Below are 16,920 nucleotides of genomic sequence, written 5' to 3'. Positions count from 1 at the left end.
AAATTACATTCTTTGGGCTAACCATGAGCTTTGAGCATTGCTTTTTTGGATCGCTTTTTCCATTCGTGCAAACATGGCGTAATAGTTATCTTCTTTTTTCTTCATTTTGGCTTCCATATCTGTGATTTTGCGCTCAAAGGTCAACATTGAGGAGCCTAATGTCGTGTTGATATCATTTTCAACAGTTCCTGGCTTGCCTGCTTTTTCGGATAACTCATTGATGGATGAACCGATTTGTTCAAACATACGCTGAGCAATACCCTTTTGCTTGTATTTAGCCTGTTCGGATAAACTGGAGTCTGCAGGAAAATTCGTAAACATGGCGATCACTGAGTCCGGGTCGCTGGCCAAAGCTTGTTTAAGCTTGGTCTCGTCGATCGTTAACTTTGCCGAATCTTCTGGTTTATTGATGTTGTACGGCATCGTCGTAATACCAATTTTATAAAGAGCATTATAATCTTGCGTAACCCCATCAACGGTTTCACTCGTCATTCTTCTTAAAGAACTCAATGCTTTAGAAACAATGCTATCTCTTCGAATGAGACCGCTCTTTGCTTTTTCTTCCCAAAGCTTGATGTCAGCCTCTTTCATGTCCTTCTTCTCATCGTCACTTAAAGGATCGTAGCCGCGATACTTATCTTCATTCAAGCGTTTACCCATTAACTCTACGGTTTCGTTGTACTTCGAGACAAAATTTACAATTTTGTTGAAGAGGGCATCCGTATCTTTAGTGACCGAAATGTTAACGACTGTTGCAGGCGCCGTTGTTTGATTTAAGGTGTAAGTAATGCCGCCTTTGGTAAAGGTATTGGACTGTTCGTAGTATTGAACACCGTCAATTTGAACACTTGCATCTTGTCCATAAACCGGGCTGCTGTCAGCAAATTTTAACCCGGCTAAAATGGAACTATCGGTTCCCGTTAAGTCTACCTTTGCAGCGCTCCCCGTTCCTTTGGATGTAAAAATAACTTTATCGCTTGCCACATCGTAACTCATCGCTACACCGGCAGCGGACGTATTAACTTTGGTCATGATATTAGATAACGAATCTCCTGGTCCGATAGCTACCGTTTTCCCATTAATGACCATATTTCCGGAGAATCCTATCGGAGCAGCGCTATCCAGTCTATTGGATCTTTGAGTTCCGGCTGCAAATCCAAGAGCTGTTAGTCCATTGTTGCCAGCCACATCTGATAATGTGACTTGTCCTGTACTATTGAATTTAAGCTGGTCGTTACCTGCTCCTGTTAAACTAACCGATACGGCAGCGCCAAAAGCGGCTGAAAGCTGCGTATTAATTTCATCTCTTAGAGTAGCAGGAGTATAGGAGGCATTGGGGGTTAGCGTAATCGTCTTCCTGACTCCATTAACGGTTATATCAAACTTATTATTGCTGGAATCGATCGAGGTCGTTCCGGATAAACTGCTTCCCGCAAGATCATTTGTTATTGCTGAACTGCTCGATTTAGTTGCTCCGCCCGCCAATCTATCAATAGTGATCGTATGATTCATAACATTCGCACTGCCATCCGACGATACCGTCACTGCGGTGTTCGAGGATGCTGCTTTAGTTGCCTTCCAATCACCGCTTAATTTCATATCATTGACGACAGATTTAAAACTGGAAAGCTTCGTATTAATTTCCCGATACAACCCCATCGTCCAAGATGTTTGGGTTTTCTTTTTAGTCATTTTGTTTAATGGCATCCGTTCCGCCTTCATCAGGTCGCTTACCATTTTGTCGATATCAAGTCCCGAGCTCATACCGGTAATTCTCATAGGCATAAAAAACGCCCCCCTTTTCCATAATAGTCTTTACTTCATTTATCGTAATTTTGGCAATAAAAATAAAGGGTTTTATAAAAATTTTAGTCTTTCCGTAGCAGGCTTGTATCCTTCAGAGGCTGAAGATAAATAGTATTCTCTGGCTTTAGCTGTATTACCGATAATTTCATAGTACACTCCTAGATTATAAGCGGCTTTATATGAGCCTACACCGGTAACGGAAGTATACTTTGTGCTCTCTCCAATGGCCATAGCTCTTTGAAAAGCAGGAGCAATTCGTTGAACATTTCCCGTATCCATCGCGAGCAAGCCTTGCAAAAAGGGAAGGTCCGGGAAATCGGGATAATCACCCTCGAAATTGATTAGCAATTGCTCCGCTTCTGAACTTCTCCCCGTCTCTTTTAAAGCATATCCCAACATAACCAATGCTACCGGAAAATACAACCGGTCCGCTTCACCGATATTTAAAGACTGCATTAAATACCTGATGGCCGAGGAATAATCGTTTTGCGAAAAATAAATCTTTCCCATTTGATAAATCATGTAACCATCGTTCGGGTTCTCATCTAGATGCTTTTTATATAGAGGCAGATACCTGCTCATTTTATTCTTCTGATCGTAATGATCTTGCTCATAACCGTAGTGGGTAACGGTCAAATTCATTGGCTTAAACTCGGCTGGGGCATCCTTATAATAAATTTGCTCATGAACAATTCCATGAAACAAGTACATTCCGTCGTTAGGGTAAAAACGCACCATGCGATGTGTCTTGATCTCATCTTCCATCTCATTCTTAATAAAAACCGAGGCACACATTTTCGGGTATTGTAAAACAAATTGATTTATGATCTCGTTGGTATTTGCAGGAAAAGTTTCGTCTGCGTCAAGTACTAAAATATAGTCTCCTGTAGCAAACGAGTGGCAATAATTTCTTGCATCTGAAAAATTATCGTTCCAAGCATAACTCTTAACTATTGCCCCGCTGGACTGAGCAATTTGGATGGTTTGATCCGTTGAGCCCGTATCCAGTACAATGACCTCATAATAAGGAGGGATGCTGGCCAAAGCGTTTTTAATGCAATCCTGTTCATTTTTCACAATCATACAAACGCTTACTTTCATTTAGGAGCCTCCCGTATTTACTAATACAAAGAGCCCATTAATCCATAATGGGCTCTTTGTATTACAGCTAAAACAATTAACGAAGCAATTGCAGTACGCCTTGAGGTGCTTGGTTCGCTTGAGCCAACATCGAGTTGGAAGCTTGTTGCAGGATGTTGAGCTTCGTGTAGTTCATCATTTCTTTTGCCATATCGGTATCGCGGATACGGGATTCTGCAGCTTGCAGGTTCTCGGTAGTGGTTCCCAAGTTGTTGTAAGTGTGCTCCAATTGGTTTTGAACAGCACCGAATGCGGAACGAGCGCTGTTTACTTTCAAGATATCAGTGTCAATTTTAACAAGTGCTGCACTTGCGTTTGCCATGCTGGTGAGATCGGCACCGTTGATGGAAAGACTTGCAACTTTGATATCTTGCAGCGAAACTGTTACAATGTCGCCAGCGTTATCGCCAATTTGAATAGTAACGTTTCCTGTGCTGTTCAGTACGCCGATACCGTTAAATTTCGTTTTTTGTGCAATGTTATCAATAGCGGAGCTCAAAGAGCTGAACTCTTGGTTGATAGCTGCCAAGTCGGAACCATTGTATGTACCGTTCGCCGCTTTTACAGCCAGCTCTTTCATGCGGGACAGCATGTCGGATACTTCGTTCATTGCACCTTCAGCCGTTTGTACAAGGGAGATACCGTCTTGAGAGTTGGCTTGCGCTTGGTTCAAAGATCTGATCTGTGTACGCATTTTTTCCGAGATGGAAAGACCTGCAGCATCGTCAGCAGCGCGGTTGATGCGGTAGCCGGAAGACAACTTCTCGCTGGATTTGCCTTGGGAGATGTTGTTCAAGCTCATGTTGCGGTGTGCGTTCATTGCGTTAAGATTGTGGTTGATAATCATGTGATTGTTCCTCCTTGAATTTTGAATTCATTCACATCCGTGTGAATATAGGGATTGTTCCCTACAATTAGTTATATCGGCACATAGACTTCAAATGTTAATAGCTTTTTTCAACTTTTTTCTGCCGATTTCATCATGTTCTTTAACTTGATTAAGTCTAGTTTTGCCGACAAGGCTTCCTGATTGCTTTGCTGAATCGCTTCAATTAATTCTTTTCGGTATATTTTAATGTCACTGGGGGCCTTAATACCTATTTTTACTTGATCCCCTTCGATAGCGGAGATTACAATTTCAATATTGTCATGAATCATAATCGACTGTCCTTTTTTTCGGGATAGGACCAACAATGCGATTCACCGCCTTTCTATTTATTCGATTTATCGAATAGAGGAGTTTTGATGTCATATTCATATTTGGGAGGCAGCACAATTTGTCGTCCGTTCAAGCTTTGAATATTAATAATAATTGGTGCCATTAAGTTCATGGTAGAGTTCTCAAACGGCTCTTTGACGGTAACGATACAAAGAACCAATGCTTCTTCTTCTGACGAAAGCGCAAGCTGATCGATATCATCTTGTGATAATTCGAAAGTATAATCTTTAAAATGCACGAACGGCACGCCAACGACAAATCCAATATTTTCGTCGTCCAAGCTTTGAAAATAAGCGAATTCTGTCCCCTCGATATGCTGCAGCTCATATTGATTGTAGTTCTCGAAACCTAATATACTGCTGTTCAGATTGAATGCCTTTCCATTCATTTGTTCCAACATAGGAATGCTCCTTTCAAATATGCAAAGGCTATAGCATTAGCTATAGCCCTTAATTGTTTTACTTATACCAGTCATACTCGCTTACCGTAATGTTGATAGATTGCATTTGCCTCATATAAATATCAACTTTGCCCGGGGTATAGGTGAACTCGGGCTTTGATACGGTGTAGTTGATTTCCGGTTTATTCGCCTGAATATTAATTTCTGGAGAATTCGCTGTATAGTTAATTGTAACGTTCATAAAGGATGCCGGCCCTACATACTGAATCTCAGGTTTATCCTGCAAGGCTCCTTTGGCGATATCGGCAAAAGCATTGGACGGATTTGTAATTTGCGCCATTCGCTTGCCTTCTTCGACTTTTTTGGCCAGTCCTTGCAGAAATACGGAGTCCATCTGGCTGTAAATCATATTGAGCCAAGCCTGATGACCGCCTTTGGCATAGGCCTGCCAAGCCTGCGACTGATCGATTTGCAGTTCGCCTTGCGAACTGTGAAACTCAAGCGTGGCCGGCTTTTGCTCTATCGTTTGCTGACCTGGAGAATTGTGCTCAATTTCCTGCTTCGCATTGTTCGTCTCCATGCCAATCTGGCCCAAGGTTTGTTCAATGGATAATCGAAGTAATCTCACCTAATCCCTCCTAGGATAAGGCATTTATCTCAAGTAATCAAGCAAGCTGGGCTGAATGATTTTTGCGCCGGAAGAAAGAGAGGCCTGATACACGTTCTCATCCCGCTGCATTCGAATCATCGTTTCCGCCATATCGGCATCTTCCGTTTTGGAACTCATACTCGTCAGATTCATCTCGAGGTCCTTCAAACGATTGTCCATAAGATCAATTCGATTCGCTCGAGCTCCCACTTCCGATCTGACTTGGGAAAACTTATCTTGGCGCACCTTTAGCTTTTCCATGAAATCTCGGGCCGTAGCCTGATCTCCATTCACAAAAGCATTTTGGATACCCTTCAGTACAGTAAACAAATTATCGGTTTCCGCACCTTCTCCAAACACTTCATTGCCGGTAATATTAATCGGAATCACTACGCCTGCAGAAAACTCATATTTAATCTGCGCCGTATCGGTAGATTCAGCCCCTGTCGTATACGGTTTTTTATCCGTAAACTGGCCGTTGAAAATGTATTTCCCGTTCATTTGGGAATTCCCCAAAGTTATAGCTTCATCGAACAAGGAACCGATTTCCTTGGCTATAGCGTTTAAAGCATCTTGAGGGTTTGTCCCGCTAACCCCTTTTACTGTCAATTCGCTTGCCCGTTGGATAATGTCATTGATTTGACCAAGAACCGAATCCGTATGATCGACCGAAGATTTAGCAAAATCAATGTTTTTTTGATATTGTTCGTTAATGGAGAGTTCGCTTCTATAACGCAATGCATAGGTAATACCTACTGGATCATCCGACGGCTTGTTCAATTTTCTGGCCGTGGTCAGTTCGTTTTCTGTATTACTCATTCTTTTCACATTATTGGACAGGTTGCGCAGAAGCTGGGACTGCATCATCCCTTGGGTAACTCTTAATGGCATTGAAAGCACCTCCTACTGATAAAATTGTTATCTACCCACAACACCCATGCTGTTTATCACTTTATCAAGCATTTCATCGAACGTTGTCATTGCTCTGGAAGCCGCGCCATAGGCATGCTGGAATTTGATCATATTGGACATTTCCTCATCGATAGATACTCCACTAACCGATTGTCTGCGGCTGTCTACTTGGTCCACCAATGCTTTCTGGTTTTCTAGCTGTCTCGTCGCTTCTTTAGACTGAACGCCGAGCTGTCCGACCGTGGACCTGAAATAGTCGTCTACCGTTCCTTCGGCTACTGTAGCTCCGTTACTTACAAATGTTAATTTTGTATCTTTCATCTGGGAGATGAGCAATGCTAACCCGTTATTTCCTTTAACAACCTTTTCCGAAGTACCCGATATTGCTGTGCGGAGCGAAGTGGCGATTTTATCCGGGTTGGTTGCAATAACAGGGTTAAGCTGAAAACTCTCCGCCGTTATAGCGGTAAAGCCGCTTTTTGCTGTAAAGAAATCGCCGCCTGCCTGAATCGGATCAGACAAGTTGTACCCGAGTTTGTGAAGACCGTTCAATCCGTTTACCTTAACTGTCAAATCGTCAGTAAGCGTACGGCTTGCTCCGGTATACTTGATATTGTTCAGAACGGTCCCTTCCGGCAATACAGAACCTTTAGGAATAGTGATCGTCATTTCGCCGTTAGCTATCGTGTTAGCCAACGTATCTAATTGTCTTTGATAATCAGAGACATATCGTTCACGGGAAAGAAGCATCCCGTGCACCTCGCCGCTATTAAGAACACCGGAATTATAAGCATCCGTTAATGCAGCTGCTGAAGTAGGGACTGCCGTTTGACCGTTCACCAAATTTATGGAACCCATGTTAATATTATAGCCTTGATCGGTGTCCTGAACGGTAATGTTTACGATTTGCGATAGCTGATCAACCAATAAATCTCTTTGGTCACGCAAATCGTTGGCATCGTCACCTAAACCCTCGATTCTGAAAATCTCCGCGTTCAGATTCGCGATACCCGTAGTAATCGAGTTCATTTGAGTGGCTTTTACGTCCACATTATTGGTTAAGTCCGTGGAAAGGTCTCTGAGCTGCTTGCTCGTATAGTTGAATGCATCCGCCAATGCCATCGCATTCTCGCGTACAATCTTGCGTCCGGTTACATTCTCGGGGTCTTTGCTTAAGTCGGACCACGACTTCCAAAAGTTATCAATTACCGTCCGAATGCCGGTACTGCTTGGCTCGTTCATAATAGCTTCCAACTTCTCTAAAGTATCCGCCTGAACGGTCCAAGTGCCCAGCCCTTTGCTTTCATTTCGGAATTGATCGTCCAAAAATCTTTCCCGTACCCTTGTAATAGATGTGAATTCCACACCCGTACCCAATTGACCCGGTACGGCGGAATGCGACATGCCTACCGCTTCTATCGGTCGGGACGCGACCATATTCACGACTTGCCGAGAATATCCCGCCGTATTGGCATTCGCGATATTATGAGCCGTCGTTTGCAATGCCGCTTGTTGTGTAAACAGGCTTCGCTTGGCCGTTTCTATTCCATGGAAAGTTGACCTCATAACGTCACTCCTCTTTTCCTATGCTCTCGTATCAAACATGGTATTCCGACGAAGGTGTTGGTCCTGTTGTTGAGTTGGTTTGGAATAAAACATATCATTATCCGGAGGAGCAGCAATGATATCTATCGAATAATTAATAAACGCGAGCGACTGCTCGATCATCTGCTGATTTAGCTCATTGTGCTCTCGCAGCTTGCGGATGGTAGCCAGCAACTGCTTCTGGGAATCGACCAAGGTTCGCTTCTCCTCGGCGTTAAAAATAATCTTGGTCAAGTCGCTGACCGTCACCCGCGGATTCGGTTTGTATCCTTTTTCAATTAGGAAATTACCGATCGCATCCACCCGCTGCTGGTCCAAATCCCCGATTCGCTTGAGCAGCTTGTTTTCTTTCGTTACGATTTGCGTCAGCTGCTCCACTTGATTGTGGATAAGCGCATGCTTTTTCTGCTCCGCCAGCTCCAACAAGGTGAGATGTACATCGTTCAGTTCGGACATGGTCTGCAACACGGCTTCAAAAGACATGGCTCTCCACCTTCAAAAAGTTATTTCAAAAACGGGAAAATTTTCTCGGCCAGCTTGCGCGCATCGACAACGTACGTCCCGGATTTTACGGACTGCTTGAGCTCTTCCAGCTTTTCGCGGCTCGCTCCTGCTGCCTCCGTACCTAGAAGTTCTTTGGCTTCGCTGGATATCTCAACCTGGTCTTTTTGCTTTTGCTTCTTCCCTGCGGCAAATGCCTGCTGCGCTTCCTGATTCTTCTTATATTGATTCACGGCACCTACCTGGTTCGTTCCATTAATTTTCATCAAACTCACCTCGATTAACTACATAATAAACCCACCGATTCAGCGTTATTACTTTTATCGGTGGGCGGATTTTAAAAGTTTAGATGTATTCGTTATTTTGTTCGATCCTGCAAGCGGTCTTTGATAAGAAAAGAAGCATGCTTCTCTTGTTCAGTCATCTGCTTTTTGCGCTGTTCGTCTTCGGCCATGTTTCGCGCTTCCTTCGTCAACCGCGCCCGGCAGGCATCGCACATGTTGTGCTCGCGGATCTGCGCTCCGCAAACGTCGCATTCGTAAGCCATATTGGGATTATTTTTAATCGAGATGCGTCCTTCGCGGATAAACTTTACGATTTGTTTGACCGGAACTTCGGTTGCATCGCTTAATTCTTGTATCGAGCAAGCGCGGTTCTCGCGCAAATATTTTAAACACGTCTCGTACTGCTTCTCCATTTCCCGAAGACAGTTCGGACACAAGCCGTAATTGTTTTTCATGTATATTTTCCCGCAGCGGTCGCAGTTTGCTACATTCAGACTCATGTTAATTCTACTCCTCTCAAGAGCAAGGCCTATTACTCCTAATATAGCTGAAATTATCGAAGTTTGCACTTCATTTTTTGTCGGAAATTAGACGTTTGCCGCAAATGAACTTATCTGGCCCAACTAATGCCGCACACCTCTAGAGGGAGGATCGTCTTTATTGCTCTTGAGCATTCGTTTAGCGTGCTTCCGGTCGTATACACGTCGTCGATCAAATAAACCCGGACTCGCCCTTGTCTGCATGCTGCCGCCACTTGGGAAGCAGTTCCCGGTTCCAGCGCAAACACGCCTTGGAGATCATCCAACCGCTCCATTCTTCCTTTGAAGCTTTGTTTGTCCGTATGTCTCGTTCGCAGCAGTAGCGGAAGAACAGGCAAGTCCGTCAGCCTTCCCAGCTCAGAGGCCAGCTGTTCAGCTTGGTTGAAACCGCGTTCGGCATATCGCTGCTCACTCAGGGGCACGTAAGAGATGAACTCGGAGGCAGGCTTCCCGAAGTCCGCGCCGCCGGACGGCCCTTGCCGGTGCAGATGATAGGCGTGCAGCAGCATCGGGCCGAGTACGCTGCGGAGCGACTCTTGGCCCCGGTATTTATACATCCCGAGCCATTCCTTCATTCGTTCGTCATAACGAACGGCGCTGCGGTTTTGATCGTAATACGTATCGATTCGCCGGGGGCAGTCGGGACAAGCTTCATAGCGGCCGCATTTGGCGCAGCAGACTTCGTGGATCCACGGGATCGCTTCCCAGCAGCACCGGCAAACCGGCAGCTTGCGGGTACCGTCATTCGCCGCGCCGCAGGCGACGCAAGGCTCCATTTTGGAGGCTAGCAGCGATTCTGCCCCGCTCAGAAGCCGACGCATCCACCTTCCGGCTTGTTCGGTCCAGCTCATCGTAGGCGCCCCCTTTTCAGTCGATATATCCTTTTTTCCGTGCGATGACGTTCATTTCGGCAATTTGCCGCCTGGCATGTGCCTGAGAGCGTGTTTTTTCTTTTGCCGCAAAATATACTCGCCCCCGCGGATCTTGAGCCGATCTTCCCGCTCGTCCCGCCATTTGCACCAGCGCCGCCGAATCGAACACCGGGGAATCGGCATCGATAATAAATACATCCGACTTCGGAATCGTCACTCCCCGCTCCAAGATGGTCGTGGTGACCAGCATCCGAATCGAAGTTGCGCGAAAATCGGTGACCTTATGCGAACGGTCGGCATCTTTGGAAGAAGTGCCTTGAACGTTGACGGAAGGAAACGATTGCCGAAGCAATGCGACGAACGGCTCGACCATGGCGATTTTCGGAACGAAGACGAAGACTTGCGCTCCCCTCTCCAATGAAGAGGCCAAATGTCCCTTAAGCTTGCCGTTCAGCCCATTCTGGGCCAGCATTTGCCGCAAAGGCGGGCACACAAGAAGCGATGGCTCAGGCAGCGGGTGACGATGGTACCTTGCCGCTACTCGGGCATGCGGCAGCCGGTTGCGCTTTACAGCCCGCTGCAGCTCCTCCGGTGGCGTCGCCGACAGCAAAATGTACGCTCCGCCCGAAGCGCATACCTGCTCGGCAGCATAGAGCAGCATCGGATTGTTATGGTACGGATACGCGTCGATTTCGTCGACAATAACCAGATCAAACGCCTGCCGAAATCGCATCAATTGATGCGTCGTCGCCAAGGTTAGTTCACCCTGCTCCCACCGCTGCTCGCTTCCGCCATATAACGTGACAACCTTCGTGTGCGGAAAAGCCTTCTCCAGTCTTGGCTTCAGCTCCAAGACAACATCGCGGCGAGGGGTTGCAATGGCGACCCGGCCTCCCTTGGCCAACGTATATTGAACCATCGGAAAAATCATTTCCGTCTTCCCGGCTCCCGTTACTGCCCAGATAAGAAAACGCGGCGCATGAGACTCCTGTGCTTTTTCCCTTGAAAGGGACTTATTTGCTTTCAAAAATTGCAACGCCGAACCCGACGCTTCCGCCTGCACGTCGCTAAGCCCCCACGATTGCAAGTAACCTTCCATGTCTTCATCCGCCGGTGTCGCAGTGTTCATATCAGGACCACCGTTCACCCGAACGATCGGAGTACAGTACCGCGATCTTCCCATGGTCAAACAAGCTTCGCAATAAGCGCATGGTCCGCCGCAATCCGCACAATGCGTCCAACGAACCGGCGATGCCTCGTTGCCCGCCCGTCCTCCGAAGATTCCTTGGCTTCCGCAGCGCTTGCACTTCCCTTTCCATGCCTGGGGCAGCAAAGACCACCGCCGGCCTTCGCTTCGATCTAATTCCACCCCGGCTTCCAGTTCAATCCTACCCTGAATCCAAGCGAGCTGTAGAAAGTATGCCGGCGATTCGGCAACGGCTTGACTTCCTTCATGCTGCATCAGGCCCATAAACTCTTCCATAAGCAGGTACCGGCCTTTCAGGGATAGGCACATGGCATTGATCGTCCTATTCGCGAAGTGTCTGGCCTCGTCGGACAGCCCCTCCGCCGTCCCGGTCCAATCCCAAACCTTCCAAGCTGCTACGGCCTCCGGACTAAGGCCAATCTCACGGGCAGCCGACCGCAAGCTTTGCAGCATGTCTGACGAGGACGAAGATGCTTTCAGCTTGCGCTTGATTTCACAGGCTTGTCCGAACGATAAGGCGGGTTCCAGCACACGCAGCTTGAAGCGGCCACCGGCTTGGTCCGTCCAGTAATCCCGGTCGGCCCGCATATCCAAGGAAACGTGCCAGGAACAACCTTCTGCCGTCATTGCGGCATATACGAAAGCTTTCATGAATCACCTGGTTCGAATTATTTTTTATGCTTACATGTATTTGAAAGCGGTTTCCAAACCTTCGTTTTGGTTAAGCCGGACCACAACCACCTGTTCATCTGCATGCTTCAGGACCCACTCCTCTAAGTCCCTTTCCGCAATCGTACAGATGCTCAACTGATGCTCCAGACTTAACCTTCGGGCAATCGCAAGCGTATCGTCCGTCGAACCTTCATCCGCCAGTGTTACCGATATCGCCTTGCCCTTCATCCATGAAAAAAAATACAGCGAGCGAAGATACCACTCCACCTGCAGCTGATTATTGTAGGTTTGCAGCACATAATGCGTCGTTCGGGGCTTTCCGCATCGCCTCCACTGCCAATGGAGCCAATGGATGATGGCGACCCCTGCGGCGTAGCAACCGATAATCCAAGCCAAGCCTAACATCATAGCGGCTCCCTCCCTTAAGAGCAGTATATGCCAATTGAAGGGAGATGGTTCCTGCCAAGCTTGAAGAAAGGATAGCTATTGCGAACCGCTTACAGCGTTACCCAGCCATTTTTAATCGCGATAATAACCGCTTGTGTCCGGTCGTCAACTTCCATTTTCTGCAAAATGCTGCTGACATGATTTTTAACCGTTTTCTCGCTGATATACAGAAACTCGCCGATCATTTTGTTGCTTTTGCCTTCGGCCATTAAGCGAAGCACTTCCGCTTCCCGGCGGGTCAGCGGGCTATTGTCCATATGCACGTACTTCACGCCTGCTTCTTTCGACGCCGCGCCGGAACCGGCTACGCCCTGCTCGTCCAAATACGTCATACGACGAAGCTGGTTGATGAGCTTCCCGGTCACTTTCGGATGAATGTAGGCATGTCCGGCCACGACCGAACGAATCGCGTTAATTAAAGATTCCGCTTCCATGTCTTTCAACAAGTAACCGGAAGCCCCTTTACGAAGCGTCTCGAAGACGTAGCTCTCATCGTCATGAATCGAAAGAATAATCACCTTAATGTCCGGAAATATATCCTTTAATTTCTCCGTCGCCACGACACCATTCTCTATAGGCATGTTGATGTCCATCAAGACGATGTCCGGGTTCAGGGTATTGCAGAGCTCCAGTACCTGAATGCCATCGCCGCATTCGCCGACGACTTCCAAGTCGCTCTCCATATTTAAAATTCGTTTAACCCCCTCGCGAAACAGCTGGTGATCATCTGCTAAAACCAGCTTAATCGGGCGTTTGGCGCTGCCCATAATGTCCATATTGATTACTCCTCCTTGGATTCTGACTTGATCGGGATGACCATGGATAGTTTTGTTCCCGCCCCTGGCGCCGATTCGATGTCCATTCGCCCCTCGAGCAGCTCTACGCGCTCGCGCATGCCCATTAAGCCGTAATGACTGCCGCGTGCAATCTTCTTGTCGATATTGTCGGTGATGAAACCAACGCCATTATCGGATACGGTTATTTTAATCATCTGCTGCTGGAACGTAAGCTCCAGTGAGACATGGGAGGCTTCCGCGTGCTTAAGGACGTTAGAGAACGCTTCCTGTACCAAGCGGTATACCGCTACTTCCATACCGGATGGCAGGCGGACTTCTTTTCCCACCAGTTCGATTCTGGTGCGAATCTTCGTTCTCTCCTCGTAATCCTGCACAAACTTACGCAAGGTGGGGACTAATCCGAGGTCGTCAAGCGCCATGGGACGAAGATTGAAAATGATTTTGCGAACCTCTTCAATCCCGCCCCGGACACCCGTTTTCAAATCATTCAGTTCATCTTTTACGGCATTATAGGCCTGCTTGGCCAACATGCGCTCGGTAATTTCGGTGCGAAGGACCATGTTTGCCATATTTTGTGCAAGGCCGTCGTGAATTTCCCGGGCAATTCTCTTTCGTTCCTCTTCCTGTGCCAAAATGATCTTAAGACCCAGCAGCTGCCGGTTTTTGGCCGATTCCAGAAGACGTGTCACTTGATTAAGATCCCCGGATAAGTACTCGAGCACTACATTGAATTGAGAGACTAAAGACTCTGCCCGTTCCAGCTGTTTGTCGACATTTTTCAACCGTTTCTGCAGGTCGTCCCGTCTTGCTTTCAAATGCAGTTCTTTTTCCCGGTGAATGGCCAACTGGGCTTGCAGTTGGGTGGCTGCCTCGTAAGCTGCCCGAATATCTTCCTCATTGAAGCGCTTGAAATCGCGGCTCACTTCGGTCAAACGAACACGGGAGCGTCGATACTCCACCTCGAATCGGTCCACCGTATCGATCGTTCGGCTCGTTTCCTCAATCACTGACTGCAATTCCTTGTTCAGCGCTTCGCGCTCAGCCCGGACGCTCTCACAGATCTCAAAAATTTGGTACTTGCTGTTTTCCATGACATCAATGGCATTTCTGATGACGCGGTCAAAAACGTCGACTTGCATCCGGACAAAGCTCCTTCGCCATTTTTCTCGGACGTACTAGCAATATAGTACCATATTTTCGGAAGATTGTGAGAGCTTATAGTACTAATTATTGCAGGGTGATTTGCTGGGTTTTTCCATCCCAGGTCACTTTCCAGCCCAGGTTCTCAGACAAAATACGCAGAGGCACCATCGTCAAATCTTTCATAATGACCGGCGGAACTTCGGCCGTAATCCGCTGCCCGTTTACAATCAGGTCTTTGTTATCGATCCACAGATCGATCATTTTACCGCCGCGAAGGATCGTTACCTTGCGCTCCTTCTCGTCCCAGCTCACCTTTCCACCTAGAGCATCGGTCACAAAACGGATCGGGATGAGCGTGTTACCCTCTGTGATGACTGGCGCTTGTTCCAGCGTCATTTCTTTGCCGTTAACCGTCACAGCCTTTTTGTTGACTGTCAGCCGGACGGAATTATTCGATGGCTGCTGCACCGCGCCGCGGTACGTAAACGTAATATCGTCGATGCCGATTTTCCCTTTGGCTGCCCGTTCGTCCTGGCCGATTTCCTCATTTACAACATAGACGCTCTTGACGCGAATCGGATAGCTCATCTTCAATTCCGTCAGATCGGCAGTGATTTGTTTCCAGCCCTTCCAGTTTATATTTCTTGCGAAATCAACATAATGAATTTTACCGGCATTGTCAAGCAGCTCCGCGCGCAGCCAGTTCAGGCTCTCGTCGCCGTTGACTCTCATTTTCATATATTGCGGCTCGCCCTCAATGAGAATGCGGGTATCCATCGTCGCATAAGCCCATTTGGTACCTTTTCCTTGCGTGAAGTCGTAGACTAATTCCAAATATTTGTTGCCGTTCGCGTCAGGAACGGTGTAGACGGAAGAGGCCACTTCTTGCGGCTTCGCATCCGGCAGCGTCATCACAGACTCTTTGTCCAGATCATACCATACCTTGTCAATCCCGACGGGAATGCTCGTCGTCGTACTGAAGCCGTCGTACCGGGCGATTAGCTGCGCACCCGTGCTTCCTGCTAAGCTTGTCACCTTCAGCATACCATTCGTAACTTCGCCTTGAATACCAAGTACTTCCCATTGAATGAGCTCCGGCGGAATTTCTCTCGTCTTGCCAGACGACGTTGTCGCAACGACCGGAAGCTTGTACGTTTCGCCTTCGGACAGCGCAAGGTTATCAGCCGTAATTTTCATGCTGGTCAGCTGGTTCCGGCCCACGACTTCGACATCCGCCGTCGAGGTACCCTGACCGGATACCGCAGTGACTTTACTTATCCCCGGTTGGTTCGGCGTAAATACGTTGTCTTTGAACGTACCCTTATTGCCGGCTACGCTCCACTGTGCCGTAATTTTATCGGTGTCGACCACCGGGTTGTAAAAGACGTCGTACGCTTTAAAACGAAGCGGAGCCTGCTCGCCGACAAACAGCACGCTTGGCGCCTGAATAAACAATTCCTTCACTTCGCCCTGCGGCGCGGTCGAGAATACCCCTACCCCGTTCACGACTTTTCGCTGAATTCCGGTTTCGGTCTTATTCACAAGCACCGGCGTCATTTCGCCCAGCGGCCGGGCTACCATTTGCGTGGAACCGCCTCCGTCAAGGTTCAGTCCTTTCCATACGCCAACTTGGATCATGAACTGCTGCAGCTCTTTCATCGATAAGCCTTTGCTTTCGCCGCTGTAGTCCGCTGTAATGATGTAGGCCGTCTTCTGGTCCTTGGAATAGCCAAGTGCCGTCCGCGAACGCGTACAGCAAAGATCGTCCACCGGGCGCGAAAATTCCGATGGTTTGCCTTCATCCACCAAAATCGTATGACCGCCGATCATCATTTTGAACGTACTTGCATCATACTTTTTATTCGGGTCCTGCGGCAGGATCTGATAGTCTGCCTTCAGCGGATCGCCTACTTTGACATGTGCCCGGATAAAATCGGCAGCTTTGCCCGATGCGCGCAAAATATACCCGTCTTTCGGAGCAATCATTTTAATAATGCCGTTATCTGCAATTTCTTTAACGATACCGTTCTGAACCAGTATTTCCGTAGGAACGGTTACGCCGTCATTGGAACGGTCCACTTGTCCCCAAGCGTTCGTATACATGAACATACCGTCGATATGACTATGCTCGCCGCCGGGCTCAAACCAGTAGTAGGTTTTGTTAATCCCGCCAAGTGCATAGCTTTGTCCGTCTTTTGCAATAATAGAGCCTTTAAACGTGAACAGGTCCACAATAGGCTTGTTGTCCTTGTCCAGCGCAAACGAGTAGAAGCCCGGCAAATACGGCGGCGTTGCCATCAATTGCCCGTTGGCAATCTCCGGTCCCATCGGGACACCTTCCGCCTGGGTGTTATAAAAGTCGCCGTTCACTCCTGCGACAGCTTTCGTTTCCTTGGCCATCCCCAGCACGCTTTGCTTGCGTGTAAACTGGTTCTCGGTCCCGGTCATGACATCCAGCTTGACATATGGGTTCGTCAAATCCACTTCCACGACGTTCGCATTGACTTTGACGTCTTTTTTGCTTCTCGTAAACTGCCATACATATTTTTTCAACACGGCACCGGTCGTCAAAATTTCTTGGCTTACCACTGTCGGAGCCGAATCCGCCGCTTCTGCTCTATACGGTACCGACCATGTAGACAGCAGCAACGACACGGCCAAAACGGCACCCGACAACTTTCGCCATTTCTTCTGCACAATCACGTTTCTGTTCTCCTCTCGTTTTCC

The 16,920-nt window shown here is 47.7% G+C and carries 17 protein-coding genes; all 17 read right to left on the bottom strand.

What is annotated here, in order from left to right:
- Positions 1–3: 3 nt before the first annotated feature.
- Positions 4–1,785: a flagellar filament capping protein FliD gene (fliD, locus tag KQX66_RS18160; protein ID WP_216794206.1), complete on the bottom strand. Its 1,782-nt coding sequence runs from the start codon at positions 1,783–1,785 to the stop codon at positions 4–6.
- Positions 1,786–1,857: 72 nt separating this feature from the next.
- Positions 1,858–2,907, bottom strand: a complete 1,050-nt coding sequence (locus KQX66_RS18155) for a glycosyltransferase (protein ID WP_216794204.1) — start codon at positions 2,905–2,907, stop codon at positions 1,858–1,860.
- A 76-nt stretch (positions 2,908–2,983) separates the two neighbouring features.
- On the bottom strand, positions 2,984–3,793 hold the full coding sequence (locus KQX66_RS18150; protein ID WP_216794203.1) for a flagellin N-terminal helical domain-containing protein: 810 nt from the start codon (positions 3,791–3,793) through the stop codon (positions 2,984–2,986).
- Between the two features lie 110 nt (positions 3,794–3,903).
- Complete coding sequence (gene csrA, locus KQX66_RS18145) at positions 3,904–4,137, bottom strand: carbon storage regulator CsrA (protein ID WP_306665882.1); 234 nt, start codon at positions 4,135–4,137, stop codon at positions 3,904–3,906.
- A 20-nt stretch (positions 4,138–4,157) separates the two neighbouring features.
- A complete protein-coding gene (gene fliW, locus KQX66_RS18140) occupies positions 4,158–4,565 on the bottom strand; it encodes a flagellar assembly protein FliW (RefSeq protein WP_216794199.1) in 408 nt (135 codons plus the stop codon).
- A 58-nt stretch (positions 4,566–4,623) separates the two neighbouring features.
- Positions 4,624–5,193, bottom strand: a complete 570-nt coding sequence (locus KQX66_RS18135; protein ID WP_216794197.1) for a DUF6470 family protein — start codon at positions 5,191–5,193, stop codon at positions 4,624–4,626.
- A gap of 24 nt (positions 5,194–5,217) precedes the next feature.
- Positions 5,218–6,105, bottom strand: a complete 888-nt coding sequence (gene flgL, locus KQX66_RS18130; RefSeq protein ID WP_216794196.1) for a flagellar hook-associated protein FlgL — start codon at positions 6,103–6,105, stop codon at positions 5,218–5,220.
- A gap of 27 nt (positions 6,106–6,132) precedes the next feature.
- Positions 6,133–7,692: a flagellar hook-associated protein FlgK gene (flgK, locus tag KQX66_RS18125; RefSeq protein ID WP_216794195.1), complete on the bottom strand. Its 1,560-nt coding sequence runs from the start codon at positions 7,690–7,692 to the stop codon at positions 6,133–6,135.
- A gap of 18 nt (positions 7,693–7,710) precedes the next feature.
- A complete protein-coding gene (locus KQX66_RS18120) occupies positions 7,711–8,214 on the bottom strand; it encodes a flagellar protein FlgN (protein ID WP_253957242.1) in 504 nt (167 codons plus the stop codon).
- A gap of 20 nt (positions 8,215–8,234) precedes the next feature.
- On the bottom strand, positions 8,235–8,498 hold the full coding sequence (gene flgM / locus KQX66_RS18115) for a flagellar biosynthesis anti-sigma factor FlgM (RefSeq protein ID WP_216794194.1): 264 nt from the start codon (positions 8,496–8,498) through the stop codon (positions 8,235–8,237).
- Between the two features lie 92 nt (positions 8,499–8,590).
- Positions 8,591–9,016, bottom strand: a complete 426-nt coding sequence (locus KQX66_RS18110) for a flagellar protein (protein WP_216794193.1) — start codon at positions 9,014–9,016, stop codon at positions 8,591–8,593.
- Between the two features lie 110 nt (positions 9,017–9,126).
- The gene (locus KQX66_RS18105) at positions 9,127–9,906 is read right to left on the bottom strand and encodes a ComFC family protein (protein ID WP_216794191.1); all 780 of its coding nucleotides are present in this window, start codon (positions 9,904–9,906) and stop codon (positions 9,127–9,129) included.
- Positions 9,907–9,922: 16 nt separating this feature from the next.
- A complete protein-coding gene (locus KQX66_RS18100; RefSeq protein WP_216794190.1) occupies positions 9,923–11,785 on the bottom strand; it encodes an ATP-dependent helicase ComFA in 1,863 nt (620 codons plus the stop codon).
- Between the two features lie 30 nt (positions 11,786–11,815).
- Complete coding sequence (locus KQX66_RS18095; RefSeq protein ID WP_216794189.1) at positions 11,816–12,214, bottom strand: hypothetical protein; 399 nt, start codon at positions 12,212–12,214, stop codon at positions 11,816–11,818.
- 89 nt (positions 12,215–12,303) lie between these two features.
- The gene (locus KQX66_RS18090; RefSeq protein ID WP_010499452.1) at positions 12,304–13,029 is read right to left on the bottom strand and encodes a response regulator; all 726 of its coding nucleotides are present in this window, start codon (positions 13,027–13,029) and stop codon (positions 12,304–12,306) included.
- Between the two features lie 5 nt (positions 13,030–13,034).
- Positions 13,035–14,189 carry a sensor histidine kinase gene (locus KQX66_RS18085; RefSeq protein ID WP_216794187.1) on the bottom strand — a complete coding sequence of 385 codons (1,155 nt, stop codon included), beginning with the start codon at positions 14,187–14,189 and terminating at the stop codon, positions 13,035–13,037.
- A gap of 88 nt (positions 14,190–14,277) precedes the next feature.
- Positions 14,278–16,896, bottom strand: a complete 2,619-nt coding sequence (locus KQX66_RS18080; protein WP_216794185.1) for a stalk domain-containing protein — start codon at positions 16,894–16,896, stop codon at positions 14,278–14,280.
- Positions 16,897–16,920: the final 24 nt, after the last annotated feature.

It is taken from the genome of Paenibacillus oleatilyticus, from assembly GCF_018998565.1.
GTDB lineage: Bacteria > Bacillota > Bacilli > Paenibacillales > NBRC-103111 > Paenibacillus_G > Paenibacillus_G oleatilyticus.
Note: the sequence above shows the minus strand (reverse complement) of the source record. Positions and strands in the feature narration are given on the sequence as shown.

Coding starts and splice junctions, on each gene's coding strand:
- fliD (WP_216794206.1), bottom strand. CDS start 1,785: ATGCCTATGAGAATTACCGGTATGAGCTCGGGACTTGATATCGACAAA.
- KQX66_RS18155 (WP_216794204.1), bottom strand. CDS start 2,907: ATGAAAGTAAGCGTTTGTATGATTGTGAAAAATGAACAGGATTGCATT.
- KQX66_RS18150 (WP_216794203.1), bottom strand. CDS start 3,793: ATGATTATCAACCACAATCTTAACGCAATGAACGCACACCGCAACATG.
- fliW (WP_216794199.1), bottom strand. CDS start 4,565: ATGTTGGAACAAATGAATGGAAAGGCATTCAATCTGAACAGCAGTATA.
- flgL (WP_216794196.1), bottom strand. CDS start 6,105: ATGCCATTAAGAGTTACCCAAGGGATGATGCAGTCCCAGCTTCTGCGC.
- flgK (WP_216794195.1), bottom strand. CDS start 7,692: ATGAGGTCAACTTTCCATGGAATAGAAACGGCCAAGCGAAGCCTGTTT.
- KQX66_RS18120 (WP_253957242.1), bottom strand. CDS start 8,214: ATGTCTTTTGAAGCCGTGTTGCAGACCATGTCCGAACTGAACGATGTA.
- flgM (WP_216794194.1), bottom strand. CDS start 8,498: ATGAAAATTAATGGAACGAACCAGGTAGGTGCCGTGAATCAATATAAG.
- KQX66_RS18110 (WP_216794193.1), bottom strand. CDS start 9,016: ATGAGTCTGAATGTAGCAAACTGCGACCGCTGCGGGAAAATATACATG.
- KQX66_RS18105 (WP_216794191.1), bottom strand. CDS start 9,906: ATGAGCTGGACCGAACAAGCCGGAAGGTGGATGCGTCGGCTTCTGAGC.
- KQX66_RS18100 (WP_216794190.1), bottom strand. CDS start 11,785: ATGAAAGCTTTCGTATATGCCGCAATGACGGCAGAAGGTTGTTCCTGG.
- KQX66_RS18095 (WP_216794189.1), bottom strand. CDS start 12,214: ATGATGTTAGGCTTGGCTTGGATTATCGGTTGCTACGCCGCAGGGGTC.
- KQX66_RS18090 (WP_010499452.1), bottom strand. CDS start 13,029: ATGGACATTATGGGCAGCGCCAAACGCCCGATTAAGCTGGTTTTAGCA.
- KQX66_RS18085 (WP_216794187.1), bottom strand. CDS start 14,189: ATGCAAGTCGACGTTTTTGACCGCGTCATCAGAAATGCCATTGATGTC.